The organism is Citrobacter sp. BIDMC107 (assembly GCF_001037575.1).
GTDB lineage: Bacteria > Pseudomonadota > Gammaproteobacteria > Enterobacterales > Enterobacteriaceae > Citrobacter > Citrobacter freundii.
Genome location: NZ_KQ089848.1, coordinates 1,679,746 through 1,695,207 on the forward strand (window position 1 = coordinate 1,679,746; position 15,462 = coordinate 1,695,207).

A 15,462-nucleotide genomic window follows, 5' to 3' on the forward strand; every position below is an offset into this window, starting at 1 on the left:
CGCTCATTGGTTAGCGCTCACGCCTGATTTCAGTGGATAAAGCAATATGGATATCGTTGGCGGACAAAACTTACGTCAGATGTGGGACGACCTGGCCGGGGTGTACGGAGATAAAACGGCGTTAATTTTCGAATCCTGCGAAGGAGTCGTTCGGCAGTTTAGCTATGCCTCGCTCAATGAAGAGATTAACCGCACGGCAAACCTGTTCCATTCCTTAGGGATCCGCAAGGGCGATAAGGTCGCATTGCATCTGGATAACTGTCCGGAATTCATTTTTTGCTGGTTTGGGCTGGCAAAAATTGGCGCCATTATGGTACCGATTAATGCCCGCTTACTGGGCGAAGAAAGTGCCTGGATCCTACAAAACAGCCAGGTAAGCCTGCTGGTCACCAGCGCCCAGTTTTATCCTATGTACCGCCAGATACGGCTGGAAAATACCACACCGCTTAATCATATCTGTCTGATTGGCGAACAGCTTCCGGTTGACGACGGCGTGAGCCACTTTACCCAACTGCAATCCCGCCAGTCGACTACGCTGTGTTATACGCCCGCGTTATCCACTGACGATACGGCGGAAATTCTGTTTACCTCAGGCACCACTTCACGGCCTAAAGGGGTGGTGATTACCCACTACAACCTGCGTTTTGCAGGCTACTACACTTCCTGGCAAATCGCTCTGCGCGATGATGACGTCTACATGACGGTGATGCCCGCTTTTCATATCGACTGTCAGTGTACCGCCGCAATGCCCGCATTCTCCGCTGGCAGCACCTTTGTGCTGCTAGAGAAGTACAGTGCCAGGGCGTTCTGGAATCAAGTGCATAGATATAAGGCGACGGTTACCGAATGCATTCCGATGATGATCAGAACGCTGATGGTACAACCTGCCGCGCCAACCGACAGACAGCATCACCTGCGCGAAGTAATGTTCTATCTCAATTTATCCGCACAGGAAAAAGACGCCTTTACCGAACGCTTTGGCGTCAGGCTGCTGACCTCCTACGGTATGACTGAAACCATCGTCGGTATTATCGGCGACCGTCCCGGTGACAAACGACGCTGGCCCTCCATTGGCCGCGTGGGATTTAGCTATGAAGCCGAAATCCGTGACGATCACAACCGTCCCCTGCCCGCCGGAGAAATTGGCGAAATCTGTATTAAAGGCGTGCCGGGCAAAACAATCTTCAAAGAGTACTATGCCCAGCCGGAGGCTACCGCCAAAGCACTGGAACCTGAAGGCTGGTTACATACCGGAGATTCGGGCTATCAGGATGTGGATGGCTATTTTTATTTCGTCGACAGACGCTGCAACATGATTAAACGCGGCGGAGAAAATGTCTCCTGCGTCGAGCTGGAAAATATTATTTCTGCGCATCCGAAAATTCAGGACATTGTGGTTGTCGGTATTAAAGATTCAATCCGTGATGAAGCCATTAAAGCGTTTATCGTCCTTAATGAAGGTGAAACATTAAGCGAAGCCGAGTTCTTCAGCTTCTGCGAAAACAATATGGCGAAATTCAAGGTTCCCTCGTTTATGGAGATAAGAACCGACCTGCCGCGCAATTGTTCAGGAAAAATAATCAAAAAAAATCTGAAATAACCCTCCCGGTAGGAATTCCTCCTGCCGGGAAATCTATTTATCTGGAGATGAACTATGAGTGAATCATTACATCTGACCCGTAACGGCCCGATTCTGGAAATTACCCTCGACCGGCCTAAAGCCAATGCCATTGATGCCAAAACCAGCTTTGCCATGGGTGAAGCGTTTCTTAATTTTCGTGATGACCCGGAATTACGCGTAGCGATAATCACCGGCGGCGGTGAGAAATTCTTTTCTGCGGGCTGGGACTTAAAAGCGGCAGCTGAAGGTGAAGCGCCGGATGCCGATTTTGGCCCAGGCGGCTTTGCCGGTTTAACCGAAATTTTCGACCTCAATAAACCGGTCATCGCTGCGGTAAACGGCTATGCGTTTGGCGGTGGTTTTGAATTGGCGCTGGCGGCGGATTTTATCGTCTGCGCGGAAAATGCCAGCTTCGCGCTACCGGAAGCCAAGCTCGGGATCGTGCCTGACAGCGGCGGCGTTCTCCGTCTGCCTAAACTGCTGCCACCGGCTATCGTCAACGAAATGGTGATGACCGGCAGACGAATGAGTGCCGAAGAAGCGCTGCGTTGGGGTATCGTCAACCGCGTTGTCAGCCAGAGCAAACTGATGGATAGTGCGCGCGAACTGGCGCAGCAGCTGGTGAATAGCGCCCCACTGGCGATCGCCGCGCTGAAAGAGATTTATCGTGCGACCAGCGAAATGCCGGTAGAAGAAGGCTACCGCTACATCCGCAGCGGCGTGCTGAAGCACTATCCGTCAGTGCTGCACTCCGAAGATGCGCTTGAAGGACCGCAGGCGTTTGCAGAAAAACGCGATCCGGAGTGGAAAGGACGCTGATAACCGATGAGCTATTACGCCTTTGAAGGCCTGATTCCGGTAGTGCATCCAGAGGCGTATGTTCATCCCAGCGCCGTGTTGATTGGTGATGTGATCGTGGGGGCTGGCGTCTACGTCGGCCCGCATGCCTCACTGCGCGGTGACTATGGTCGCCTGATTCTGGAGGCAGGTTCTAACTTGCAGGATGGCTGCATCATGCACGGTTATTGCGACACTGACACCATCGTGCATGAGAATGGGCATATCGGCCATGGCGCAATCCTGCACGGTTGCGTGGTGGGCAGAGATGCGCTGATCGGCATGAACAGCGTCATTATGGACGGCGCAGCGATTGGTGAAGAGAGCATTGTCGCCGCCATGAGCTTTGTCAAAGCCGGATTTCAGGGGGAGGCAAGGCAGATGCTGGTGGGCTCACCCGCTCGCGTATTGCGTGAAGTCACGGACCAGGAACTGCACTGGAAACGGTTAAACACCAAAGAGTATCAGGATCTTGCGGTCCGCTGCCGGGCAGGTTTACGCGAAACGCAGCCATTAACGCGGGTCGAAGAACACCGGCCGCGCCTGAAAGGCACGACGGACGTAAAACCCAAATCAGCACAGTAATTGATGCCGGATTCGCTCACGCTTATCCGGCCTACGCGTCAACCACCGTTTATGCCGCCATCAGGCAACTGACAATTAGCGACGCATACTCTTGGAGAGCATCATCTGCCATTTCTGCTCACGGTTGAGCTCTGTTGGGGGAACGGCAGACAGCCGCGGCGTTTTCGCCACACTCACCTTTTTTTCCTGCAAATTGTGGCTCAATCGGTTGTAGAGGTGAGAATCAATACTGATGACTTTTACCAGACGCTGGCACTGGCAGCCCCGGCCTGCAATCTGATTAGGGATCATCTTAACTTCACAAACAATTTCTCCCACTTCCGACAGAATATAAGAGAGCGTATTAATTGCTTTGCAGTGTTCAATATCAAAATGGCGGGAAATTTCTTTTGCGGTGATCCAACGATCTTCAGCCATCATCCAGTCAGCAATTAACAAATAAAGCGGTCTTTCAACATATTTTTCACACATAAGCACACCATTTCACAAATTAAAAATCTGGCTACGGCCTGTCCAAATTAATAAAAACTAAGCCATATTAAAATTGTGGATATAAAAGATAGTATGCGACTTGAATGTTGATTAGTGTGAGCAATATCGTGCTTATTACATTGAAAATGTGGTTATGAAACTGCATTTGGCCAGGAATGACCTTACGAGAGATAAAAAAAGGGTTTCTTTACAGAAACCCTTTCAAGATTATATTGCAGGTCCGGTTAACGCAATTATCACCGGACTCTTTGTTTATGACTTTTTGATCTGCGCGTGCATTTCCTGCACCGAGGTCACCTTCTCAGTGGCATCGGCATTCAGCGCCATCGCCGTCGCGAAACCGCCGTTCAGGGTAGTGTCATAATGCACTTTGTACTGCAGGGCGCTACGGCGAATCAGCTTGGAATCCTCAATCGCCTGACGACCTTCGGTGGTGTTGATGATGTAAGTGTACTCGCCATTCTTGATACGGTCCTGAATGTGCGGACGCCCTTCATGCACCTTATTCACCAGACGTGGATTGATACCCGCTTCGCCCAGCACAATCGCCGTGCCGTGCGTTGCATCCAGCTCAAAACCAAACTTCAGCAGTTTCGCCGCCAGGTCAACCACGCGCTCTTTATCGCCTTCGCGAACAGAGAGCAGCGCACGCCCCTGTTTTTTCATGGTGGAGCTGCTGCCCAGCTGTGCCTTGGCGAACGCTTCCGCGAAGGTACGGCCCACGCCCATCACTTCCCCGGTAGAGCGCATTTCTGGCCCTAACAGCGGGTCAACGCCCGGGAATTTGTTGAACGGCAGCACTACTTCTTTTACTGAGTAGTACGGCGGGATAACTTCTTTGGTTACGCCCTGCTGTGTCAGCGTTTTCCCGGCCATCACGCGCGCCGCAACTTTCGCCAGCGGTACGCCAGTTGCCTTGGAGACGAACGGAACGGTACGCGCCGCACGCGGGTTCACTTCAATCAGGTAAACTTCGTTATTCTTCACCGCAAACTGAACGTTCATCAGACCGCGAACCTGCAGTTCGAAGGCCAGTTTCTGCACCTGCTGACGCATCACATCCTGAATTTCCTGGCTCAGGGTGTACGCTGGCAGAGAACATGCGGAGTCACCGGAGTGTACGCCCGCCTGTTCGATGTGCTCCATGATGCCGCCAATCAGCACCATTTCGCCGTCGCAGATAGCGTCCACGTCCACTTCAACCGCATCGTCAAGGAAACGGTCCAGCAGTACCGGCGCATCGTTAGAAACGCTGACCGCAGTCTGGAAGTAGCGACGCAGGTCGGCTTCGTCGTAGACAATTTCCATCGCGCGGCCGCCGAGAACATACGACGGACGCACCACCAGCGGGTAGCCAATCTCTTTCGCCTTCTCAACAGCCTGTTCGATAGCCGTTACGGTAGCGTTCGCCGGTTGCTTCAGCTTCAGACGGTCAACCGCCTGCTGGAAACGCTCACGGTCTTCCGCGCGGTCGATGGCATCCGGGCTGGTGCCGATTACCGGTACACCTGCCGCTTCCAGCGCACGCGCCAGCTTCAGCGGGGTCTGGCCGCCGTACTGTACGATGACGCCTTTCGGCTTCTCAATGCGCACGATTTCCAGTACGTCTTCCAGCGTGACCGGCTCGAAGTACAGGCGGTCGGAAGTGTCGTAATCAGTAGAGACGGTTTCCGGGTTACAGTTGACCATGATGGTCTCGTAACCGTCTTCGCGCAGCGCCAGAGAGGCGTGTACGCAGCAGTAGTCGAACTCAATGCCCTGACCGATACGGTTTGGACCACCACCCAGCACCATGATTTTATCGCGGTCGACGGACGGATTCGCTTCACACTCATCTTCATAAGTGGAGTACATATAAGCGGTGTCGGTCGCGAATTCCGCCGCACAGGTATCCACGCGCTTGTAGACCGGGTGAAGGTTATATTGGTCACGCAGTTTGCGGATTTCCGCTTCGCGAACGCCGGCCAGTTTTGCCAGACGCGCATCAGCGAAGCCTTTGCGCTTCAGTACGCGCAGGAAGTCAGCGTCGAGGCCGTTGATGCCAAGGTCAATGACTTTTTCTTCCAGGCGCACCAGCTCTTCAATCTGCACCAGGAACCAGCGGTCGATGTTGGTCAGGTTGAACACGCCATCGACGGACAGGCCAGCACGGAAGGCATCGGCGATGTACCAGATACGCTCAGCGCCAGCGTCTTTCAGTTCGCGACGGATTTTAGTCAGTGCTTCCGGGTCGTCCAGGCTGACTTTCGGGTCAAAGCCGGTCGCGCCCACTTCCAGACCGCGCAGCGCTTTCTGCAGCGATTCCTGCTGGGTGCGGCCAATCGCCATCACTTCACCAACAGATTTCATCTGCGTGGTCAGACGGTCATTAGCACCTACGAATTTCTCGAAGTTGAAGCGTGGAATTTTCGTCACAACGTAGTCGATGGACGGCTCAAACGAGGCCGGAGTACGGCCGCCGGTGATGTCGTTCATCAGTTCGTCGAGGGTGTAACCTACGGCTAGCTTGGCGGCGACTTTCGCAATCGGGAAGCCGGTAGCTTTGGACGCCAGCGCCGAGGAGCGGGATACGCGCGGGTTCATCTCGATGACAATCAGGCGACCGTTTTTCGGGTTTACCGCAAACTGGACGTTAGAACCGCCGGTTTCCACGCCAATTTCACGCAGTACCGCCATCGAGGCGTTACGCATGATTTGATATTCTTTGTCTGTCAGAGTCTGGGCAGGTGCTACGGTGATGGAGTCACCGGTATGGATGCCCATCGCGTCGAAGTTTTCGATGGAGCAGACGATGATGCAGTTGTCGTTTTTATCACGCACCACTTCCATCTCGTACTCTTTCCAGCCAATCAACGATTCATCAATCAGCAGCTCGTTGGTTGGGGAAAGGTCCAGACCGCGTTCGCAGATTTCTTCGAACTCTTCGCGGTTGTAGGCGATACCGCCACCGGTGCCGCCCATGGTGAAGCTAGGGCGGATAATGCACGGGAAGCCAACGTCAGCGGCAACCGCCAGCGCTTCTTCCATGGTGTGAGCGATGCCTGAACGCGCGGTGTCGAGACCAATCTTCTTCATCGCGATATCGAAGCGACGACGGTCTTCCGCTTTATCAATGGCATCCGCCGTTGCGCCAATCATGGTCACGCCGAATTCAGCCAGTACGCCCTGGCGTTCCAGCTCCAGCGCACAGTTCAGCGCCGTCTGACCGCCCATGGTTGGCAGCACCGCGTCCGGACGTTCTTTCTCAATAATTTTGCGTACTACTTCCCAGTGAATTGGCTCGATGTAGGTGGCATCGGCCATTTCCGGGTCGGTCATGATGGTTGCCGGGTTGGAGTTCACCAGAATAACGCGGTAACCCTCTTCACGCAGGGCTTTACACGCCTGTGCGCCGGAATAGTCAAACTCACACGCCTGACCGATAACAATCGGACCCGCGCCCAGAATCAGGATACTTTTTATGTCTGTACGTTTTGGCATGGCTCTTTTACTCCTGATTATTTCGCGGACTGACGGTATTGCTCAATTAACTCGATAAAGTGGTCGAACAGCGGTGCAGCGTCGTGCGGACCCGGACTCGCTTCAGGGTGCCCCTGGAAGCTGAATGCCGGTTTGTCGGTACGATGAATCCCCTGCAAGGTGCCGTCGAACAGTGACTTGTGGGTCACGCGCAGGTTGGCAGGCATGGAGGCTTCATCTACAGCAAAACCGTGGTTCTGCGCGGTGATCATCACGGTGTTGTTATCAATATCTTTTACCGGATGGTTGCCGCCGTGGTGGCCAAACTTCATCTTAATGGTCTTCGCACCGCTCGCCAGCGCCAACAGCTGATGGCCGAGGCAGATGCCAAATACCGGAATATCGGTTTCGAGGAATTTCTGAATCGCGGTAATCGCGTAGTCGCACGGCGCCGGGTCGCCAGGGCCGTTGGACAGGAAGATACCGTCCGGATTCATCTTCAGAACGTCTTCTGCTGAGGTTTTCGCTGGTACAACCGTCAGGCGGCAGCCGCGGTCCGCTAACATACGCAGAATGTTACGTTTAGCGCCGAAATCGTAAGCCACAACGTGGAACGGCAGTTCATCGGCAGATTTTGCTTCCGGCAGGTCACCCGCCAGCGTCCAGCTCCCCTGCGTCCAGCTATAAGGCTCCGCGGTGGTCACTTCTTTCGCCAGATCCATACCGTTCAGGCCAGGGAAAGCTTTTGCCTTCTCCAGTGCCAGCGCCGCATCCGGGTTATCGCCCGCGATGATGCAGCCGTTCTGTGCGCCCTTTTCACGCAGCAAACGCGTCAGCTTACGGGTATCGATATCAGCAATCGCCACAATGTTATGGCGCTTCAGGTAAGAAGAGAGGTCTTCGGTATCGCGGAAGTTGCTGGCAATCAGCGGCAGGTCGCGGATGACCAGTCCTTGCGCATGTACCTGTGAAGATTCTGCATCGGCTTCATTGGTGCCGACATTACCGATATGAGGATAAGTAAGAGTGACGATTTGGCGGGAATAGGAAGGATCAGTGAGGATTTCTTGATAACCGGTCATTGAAGTATTGAAAACGACTTCCCCAACCGCCGAACCTGTTGCCCCTATGGCCCGACCGTGAAACTGGGTTCCGTCTTCCAGAACCAATAGCGCTGACTTAATCAAAACACCCTCCAGAGAATATTCACTCACTTTATTTGCATATTAATTCATTAACACCTCATGAATCAATGCAAATTTGCTTACCTATGGATTTCTGGTAAACGGCGGCATTCTAGAGATAGCCCACGTAAAAGTCTACCCAAAAGGGTAATTTTTATTATTATTTTGCGCCACTGGGATAAATCACACGATTTAACAGGCAAAAAGATCAGCTAACTTGTGGTGGAAAACGCTTGCGGTAGGCAAAGAGTGTAAAAACAGAATGCGGGAGAGAAAAAAGTGGACCATTTGGTCAAAATTTACATCGAGATAACATAAACACCCAACAAAACATATACAAACACTCATTTAAAAGAAAAAATACATTCAAAAGCTAAAAAATAAAAGGGCAATAAAATATTGCCCCATGTAATCAATTAATTATGATTACAATAACCACATCACGAAGGGTAGTAAAAGCTATAAATTACGTAAATCAAGCACATCTTTCATATCAAAAAGACCATTTGACTTTGATTTTAGCCAAATTGCCGATCTCACCGCGCCGTTAGCAAAAGTCATGCGGCTGGACGCTTTATGCGTGATCTCAATACGCTCGCCAATATCAGCAAACATCGCGGTATGCTCACCAACGATATCCCCCGCCCGCACCGTGGCAAAGCCGATCGTGCCCGGTACGCGCTCGCCGGTGTAACCTTCACGCGAATAGACTGCGCAGTCTTTCAGATCTTTATCCAGCGCCCCGGCAATCGCCTCGCCCATCGCCAGCGCAGTACCTGACGGCGCATCAACTTTATGGCGGTGGTGGGCTTCAATAATCTCAATATCAGTGTAATCGCCCATCACTTTCGCCGCTTTCTCCAGCAGCTTAAGCATAACGTTCACGCCGACGCTAAAGTTCGCGGCGAAAACAATAGCAATCTCCTGCGCGGCATCACGAATAGCCTGTTTACCCGCGTCATCAAAGCCGGTGGTGCCAATCACCATCCCTTTACCGTGCTGGCGGCAAAACGCCAGATGCGTCAGCGTGCCTTCCGGGCGGGTAAAATCGATGAAAACATCGAAATCATCTTTCACCGCTTCAAGGCTACTTTGTACGGTAACGCCCGTTTTCCCGGCTCCCGCTAACTCTCCGGCATCGCTTCTTAATAAGGAGGAACCTTCGCGCTCCAGCGCCGCGCCCAGCTGTACGCCTTCCATGCCGAGAGTGGCCTGAATCAACTGACGCCCCATGCGTCCTCCGGCTCCCGCGATGGCAACGCGGATTTGTGCATCATGCATAGCTATTCTCTTTTGTTAATTTTACGTAAATCGTTTTCAGATTAACCAGCGCAACGCTGCGCCGCCAGCCGAAAACGTCGATAATTAGAATTTAATGATAAACAGGCAGAGATATCAGTAAAAGGCATGACGCCACGGAAAAAGCAGCGTCATCGGGTTATAAAGCGCGGAGATCAAGGGGCCAGTGCAAGCACCTCTGCCACCCACTGCTGGAAACCTTCAACGTTCAGACCCAGCGCAACCTGCGCATTTGCTGGATGCCCCAGACGTCCTTCGATATCCACCACCGTCGTACCTGAGGTATATTCGCCCTGGGTTTCAACCGCCACGAAACACGACTGCAGGGTAAACAGTTCCGGGCGCACCAGCCAGGCAATGGCACACAGATCGTGCATTCGCAGCCCCGTATTCATACTGCCGCTACGGTAATGGCTAAACAGCGCGTGCAGCATTTTTCCCGTCTGGTTAAGCTGGGGGAGCGTCGCCAGATAGTCCGGGGCGAGCATGGCCTGGTTAGTAACATCCAGCCCACACATCACAATATCCAGCCCGCTCTGGAAGACTTTTGCGGCAGCCTCGGGATCGATAACAATATTAAACTCGGCGTTGGGTGTGAAGTTCCCGCGCCCGGCAGAGCCGCCCATAATCACCAGACGGTGAATGTTGAATACGCATTCAGGATAATGGGTCAGCAGCAGCGCAATGTTGGTCAGCGGGCCAATTGCCACCAGCGTCACGGGCTGCGGGGCATGCATCAGCGCATCGCGAATCGCCTGGAAGGCGGGTTTTGCCATCGCCTGGCGGTCGTGTTCGACAAATTCATACCCTTCCATACCGGACTCGCCGTGCACGGAAGCGGCATCACGCAGTGGCCGCACCAGCGGCATCGATGCTCCCTGCGCCAGTGGAACATCCGCATTCCAGAAGTGCAGCAGTTGCAACGCATTACGGGTGGTTTTTTCCACCGACACATTGCCTGCTACCGTGGTCATCAGTTGCAGATCCAGCTCAGGGGCAAACAGCGCGGCGGCAATGGCGGCGGCATCATCAATGCCGGGATCGGTATCAAGAATGATCGGTAAGCGCATGGTTTCTCCATAAAAAAATGCCAGACGTTAAGTCTGGCATCTTCTCATAATCGTAACCGGAAAGACTTACTCTACTTCACGAACATCCACACGCAGCTCTTTCGGCACTTCGAAAACGATGTTCTCTTCGCGGCCTTCCAGCGGAATAGCTTCCCCACCGCCAAGCTCCTGCAGGCGAGCAATCACGTTTTGCACTAGGATATCCGGCGCCGAGGCTCCGGCCGTCACGCCTACGCACTTCGCCTCTTTCACCCACGCTTCCTGGATGTCGGTCGCATCGTCAATCAAATACGCCGCTTTCCCCATTCGCTGTGCCAGTTCAGCCAGACGGTTGGAGTTAGAGGAGTTCTTCGAGCCGACCACCAGCACAACATCAGCCTGTTCCGCCAGCGCGCGAACCGCTTCCTGACGGTTGGTGGTGGCATAACAGATATCATCTTTACGCGGTCCGACAATTTTCGGGAAGCGTTGACGCAAAGCATCAATAACGTCAGAAGTATCGTCAACGGAGAGCGTGGTCTGCGTCATGAAGGATAATTTGCCTTCATTTTTCACATTCAGTTTCAGCACATCATCTGGTGATTCAACCAGATACATTCCGCCTTGCGGGTTGCTGTACTGGCCCATCGTGCCTTCGACTTCCGGGTGTCCGGCGTGACCAATCAGAATGGATTCTTCGCCACGACGGCTGGCGCGGGCAACTTCCATATGCACTTTCGTGACTAGCGGACAGGTTGCATCAAAAACCGTGAGGTCGCGGCCTTTGGCTTCGTTACGCACCGCCTGAGACACGCCATGAGCGGAGAAAATCAGGATCGCGCCATCCGGCACTTCGCTGATTTGCTCGATAAAAATAGCGCCGCGCTCGCGCAGGCTATCCACCACATAACGGTTATGTACCACTTCATGACGGACATAAATCGGTGCGCCGTAAATAGCCAACGCGTTTTCGACAATGCTGATAGCGCGGTCTACGCCAGCGCAAAAACCGCGCGGGTTGGCCAACAGGATCTGCATTTTACGCCTCCAGTGCCGGTTCGACTTCCAGCACTTCAATATCAAAATGAACGGTATGCCCAGCCAGCGGATGGTTGAAATCAACCGTGATCGAGTCACCGTTGATTTCACGGATCACGCCAGGCATCTCACTGCCGTCCATTGCGGTAAAGAGCATGATAGCGCCAATTTCTGGCTCGCCCGCGTCCATAAATTCCCGACGCGAGAAATACTGAATTAAGTCCGGACTTGATACGCCAAAGGCGGCATCCGGCTCCAGAGCAAAGGTGGTTTTATCGCCTTCTTTTAGCCCCAGCAGGTGTTGCTCCAGTCCTTCAGACAGAGAACCGTCGCCCAGGCGAAACAGCGCAGGCTTGCCGTTATTGCGGGTTGACTCTGCGGTGGAGCCATCGTCGAGCTTAAGGGTGAAGTGCACCAGCACCGCACTGTTACTCTGTACTGATTTAGACATGCAGGTTGCTCTTTAAAATTGCTGCCGCCTGTCTGCCCGGTGGCGCTACGCTTACCGGGCCTACAAGGATCGCAGTAAATTGTAGGCCGGATTAGCATAGCGCCATCCGGCATTTTTTTATGCGGCTTTTTTCTCTTTCGACGGCAGGAAGCCTTCGAGAACAATCAATGCCGCCCCGATACAGATAGCTGTATCGGCCAGATTGAAGGTCGCGAAATGCCAGTCGCCGACGTAAAAGTCAATCATATCAACCACGAAGCCGTGCCACAGGCGGTCAAACAAGTTGCCCAGCGCACCGCCAATGATTAACGCATACGCGATGTTGTTCAGCTTCTGCGTCGCCTTCGAGCGATACATCATCACCATCAGGATGACGCAAATACCGATAGCGATACCGGCAAAGAACCAACGTTGCCAGCCGCCGCTGTCAGCTAAGAAGCTAAACGCCGCACCATAGTTACGCGCGTAGTGCAGATTAAGCGACGGAAACAGCGACACCGTATCCCCCAGAGCAAAGTTCTGGAGGATCAGGTATTTGCTGCCTAAATCGATAATCAGCACGACTACCACCAGCCACAGCCAGCGTAGTCCTGTTGAACAAAGAGGCTTACTCATCAGGCAAACTTACGTTGTTCGCCATCACCGGCGATGTTGCTGACACAGCGTCCGCAGATATCTGCATGTTCCGCCACCTGGCCGACGTCGGTAGTGTAATGCCAGCAGCGCGGGCATTTCTCACCTTCGGCTTTGCTCAGTACGATTTTCAGACCTTTGAGCAGTTCGCTCTGCTGAGCATCAGCAGGAGCAGCCGCATAATCCGCAACCGTCGCACCAGAGGTCAGCAGTACAAAACGCAACTCTTCACCCAGCGCGGTCAGTTTCGCCGCCAGCTCAGGTTCAGCGTACAGGGTCACTGCCGCTTCCAGAGAACCGCCGACTTTCTTATCCGCACGCGCCTGCTCGATAACCTTGTTCACTTCGCCGCGCACTTTCAGCAGCTCGTCCCAGTAGGCATCGTTCATCGCTTCGGTTTCACCTAAGCCAAACAGACCTTCGTACCATTCACCGGTAAAGACGTACTTCTCACGATCGCCCGGCAGGTAGCCCCAGATTTCATCGGCGGTGAAGGACATGATCGGCGCCATCCAACGAACCAGCGCTTCTGCAATATGGAACAGCGCAGTCTGGCAGCTACGACGCGCCACGCTGTCCGCTTTCGCGGTGTACTGACGGTCTTTGATGATGTCGAGGTAGAACGAACCCATTTCTACGGAGCAGAAGCGCATCAGGCGCTGTACCACTTCGTGGAAGTCATAGGCTTCATAGGCTTTCAGGATTTCGTCCTGCGCCGCTTGCGCACAACCTACCGCCCAACGATCCAGCACCACCATCTCTTCCGGTTTCACCATGTCTTTAACCGGATCGAACCCGTTCAGGTTCGCCAGCAGGAAGCGCGCGGTGTTACGGATACGACGATAGCTGTCGGCAGCACGTTTCAGGATTTCGTCAGAAACGGCCATTTCGCCAGTATAGTCGGTAGAAGCAACCCAAAGACGCAGAATATCCGCGCCCAGTTTGTTCATCACGTCCTGCGGAGAAACGGTGTTACCGATAGATTTGGACATCTTACGGCCCTGACCATCAACGGTGAAACCGTGGGTCAGTACCTGGCGATAAGGTGCTTTGCCTTTCATGGCGGTGGAGATCATCAAGGAAGACATGAACCAGCCACGGTGCTGGTCAGAACCTTCCAGATACATATCTGCCGCATGGCCCGCAAACTCAGGACGCACATCCACGACGGATGAGTGGGTTGAACCGGAGTCGAACCACACGTCCAGCGTATCCGGGACTTTGACATACTGGTCAGCTTCGTCGCCGAGGATATCTTTCGGATCGAGATCCCACCACGCCTGGATGCCGTCAACTTCAACGAGTTTAGCCACTTCTTCCATCAGTTCGATAGCGCGCGGATGCAGCTCTTCGGTGTCTTTGTGAACAAACAGAGACATCGGCACACCCCACGTACGCTGACGGGAGATACACCAGTCAGGACGGTTGGCCACCATCGATTCAATACGCGCCTGGCCCCAGTCCGGGATCCACTGTACGCCTTTGATCTCTTTCAGCGACTGCGCGCGCAGGCCTTTCTGATCCATGCTGACGAACCACTGCGGGGTCGCACGGAAGATGATCGGTGACTTGTGACGCCAGCAGCATGGGTAGCTGTGCTGCATCTTCTCAACGTGCAGCAGCGCGCCTTTTTCGCTCAGCAGCGCAACGATTTTGTCGTTGGCTTTAAAGACGTTCACACCGTCCAGATCCGGATAGGTACCCGCCAGGTATGCGCCGTCCGGGCCAACCGGGTTAGCGATTTCCAGACCGTATTTCTGGCTGATGACGTAGTCATCCGGACCGTGACCGCCAGCGGTATGGACCGCACCGGTACCCGCGTCCAGCGTAACGTGATCGCCAAGGATAGCCGGCACGTCAAAGCCCATAAACGGATGGGTAAAGTGCAGCAGTTCCAGCTCAGCGCCTTTCACTGTGCCGAGAATGGTGTATTCAGCCGCGCCAATACGCTGCATGACGCTTTCAACCATATCTTTCGCCAGAATCACAGCCTGGCCGTCAATCTGCACCAGCGCATAGTCAAAATCAGGTGCCAGAGAGATTGCGCGGTTCGCCGGTAACGTCCACGGGGTAGTGGTCCAGATAACCAGAGAGATCGGGCCGTTGACGTCAGAAACGCCAAATTTCGCTTTCACCGCATCCTGATCGGCAGCGTGGAACGCCACGTCGATGGACGGGGAGGTTTTGTCATAATACTCAACTTCCGCTTCCGCCAGCGCGGAACGGCAGTCAACGCACCAGTGCACCGGCTTCGCACCTTTGTGCAGGTGACCGTTGCCGATGATTTTACCCAGCGCGCGAATGATATTGGCTTCGGTTTTGAAGTCCATGGTCAGGTACGGATGCGACCAGTCGCCCAGTACGCCAAGACGGATAAAGTCTTTACGCTGACCGTCAACCTGCGTAGCAGCGTATTCACGGCATTTAGCGCGGAACTCAGCGGCGGTGAACTTCTCGCCCGGCTTGCCGTATTCCTGCTCTACTTTCAGCTCGATCGGCAGACCGTGGCAGTCCCAGCCCGGAACGTAAGGCGAGTCATAGCCCGTGAGTCCTTTGGACTTCACGATAATGTCTTTCAGAATCTTGTTAACCGAGTGACCAATATGAATGCTGCCATTCGCATAAGGAGGGCCATCATGCAGAATGAAGGTTTTTTTGCCTTTTTTGGCCGCACGAATGATGCCGTACAGGTCATCATCAGTCCAACGCGCCAGCATTCCCGGTTCGCGCTTGGCGAGATCGCCGCGCATCGGGAACCCTGTTTCCGGCAAATTCAGGGTTGATTTATAGTCACTCATCAGATTCTCGGTTCCG

At 53.7% G+C, this 15,462-nt stretch carries 12 protein-coding genes; 3 read left to right on the forward strand and 9 right to left on the reverse strand.

From position 1 onward, the window contains the following. Nucleotides 1–46: 46 nt before the first annotated feature. The 3 genes from caiC to caiE are packed head-to-tail and all read left to right on the forward strand — an operon-like array spanning nucleotide 47 to nucleotide 3,043. A complete protein-coding gene (caiC, locus tag SK39_RS07810) occupies nucleotides 47–1,600 on the forward strand; it encodes a crotonobetaine/carnitine-CoA ligase (RefSeq protein ID WP_048216845.1) in 1,554 nt (517 codons plus the stop codon). Nucleotides 1,601–1,654: 54 nt separating this feature from the next. Beyond that, complete coding sequence (caiD, locus tag SK39_RS07815) at nucleotides 1,655–2,440, forward strand: crotonobetainyl-CoA hydratase (RefSeq protein WP_048216846.1); 786 nt, start codon at nucleotides 1,655–1,657, stop codon at nucleotides 2,438–2,440. 6 nt (nucleotides 2,441–2,446) lie between these two features. After that, the gene (gene caiE / locus SK39_RS07820; RefSeq protein ID WP_003018909.1) at nucleotides 2,447–3,043 is read left to right on the forward strand and encodes a carnitine operon protein CaiE; all 597 of its coding nucleotides are present in this window, start codon (nucleotides 2,447–2,449) and stop codon (nucleotides 3,041–3,043) included. A 75-nt stretch (nucleotides 3,044–3,118) separates the two neighbouring features. Here the strand turns inward: caiE and caiF are convergent, their stop codons facing one another. The 9 genes from caiF to ileS all read right to left on the reverse strand — a co-directional run bounded on the left by caiF (nucleotide 3,119) and on the right by ileS (nucleotide 15,446). Further along, nucleotides 3,119–3,514 (reverse strand): carnitine metabolism transcriptional regulator CaiF, encoded by a 396-nt coding sequence (caiF, locus tag SK39_RS07825; RefSeq protein ID WP_003018912.1) that lies wholly within the window; start codon nucleotides 3,512–3,514, stop codon nucleotides 3,119–3,121. A 273-nt stretch (nucleotides 3,515–3,787) separates the two neighbouring features. Further along, the gene (gene carB / locus SK39_RS07830) at nucleotides 3,788–7,015 is read right to left on the reverse strand and encodes a carbamoyl-phosphate synthase large subunit (RefSeq protein ID WP_048216847.1); all 3,228 of its coding nucleotides are present in this window, start codon (nucleotides 7,013–7,015) and stop codon (nucleotides 3,788–3,790) included. Nucleotides 7,016–7,032: 17 nt separating this feature from the next. Next, nucleotides 7,033–8,181: a glutamine-hydrolyzing carbamoyl-phosphate synthase small subunit gene (carA, locus tag SK39_RS07835; RefSeq protein ID WP_003018918.1), complete on the reverse strand. Its 1,149-nt coding sequence runs from the start codon at nucleotides 8,179–8,181 to the stop codon at nucleotides 7,033–7,035. 456 nt (nucleotides 8,182–8,637) lie between these two features. Continuing rightward, complete coding sequence (dapB, locus tag SK39_RS07840) at nucleotides 8,638–9,459, reverse strand: 4-hydroxy-tetrahydrodipicolinate reductase (protein WP_048216848.1); 822 nt, start codon at nucleotides 9,457–9,459, stop codon at nucleotides 8,638–8,640. 173 nt (nucleotides 9,460–9,632) lie between these two features. After that, a complete protein-coding gene (gene rihC, locus SK39_RS07845) occupies nucleotides 9,633–10,547 on the reverse strand; it encodes a ribonucleoside hydrolase RihC (protein WP_048216849.1) in 915 nt (304 codons plus the stop codon). Between the two features lie 66 nt (nucleotides 10,548–10,613). Further along, nucleotides 10,614–11,564, reverse strand: a complete 951-nt coding sequence (gene ispH, locus SK39_RS07850; protein ID WP_003018925.1) for a 4-hydroxy-3-methylbut-2-enyl diphosphate reductase — start codon at nucleotides 11,562–11,564, stop codon at nucleotides 10,614–10,616. Nucleotide 11,565: 1 nt separating this feature from the next. Next, the gene (fkpB, locus tag SK39_RS07855) at nucleotides 11,566–12,015 is read right to left on the reverse strand and encodes an FKBP-type peptidyl-prolyl cis-trans isomerase (protein WP_003018929.1); all 450 of its coding nucleotides are present in this window, start codon (nucleotides 12,013–12,015) and stop codon (nucleotides 11,566–11,568) included. Between the two features lie 117 nt (nucleotides 12,016–12,132). Continuing rightward, nucleotides 12,133–12,630, reverse strand: coding sequence for a signal peptidase II (lspA, locus tag SK39_RS07860; RefSeq protein ID WP_003018932.1), 498 nt, complete (start codon nucleotides 12,628–12,630; stop codon nucleotides 12,133–12,135). Then, complete coding sequence (gene ileS, locus SK39_RS07865; RefSeq protein ID WP_048216850.1) at nucleotides 12,630–15,446, reverse strand: isoleucine--tRNA ligase; 2,817 nt, start codon at nucleotides 15,444–15,446, stop codon at nucleotides 12,630–12,632. The genes lspA and ileS overlap by 1 nt, the downstream gene beginning before the upstream one ends. Nucleotides 15,447–15,462: the final 16 nt, after the last annotated feature.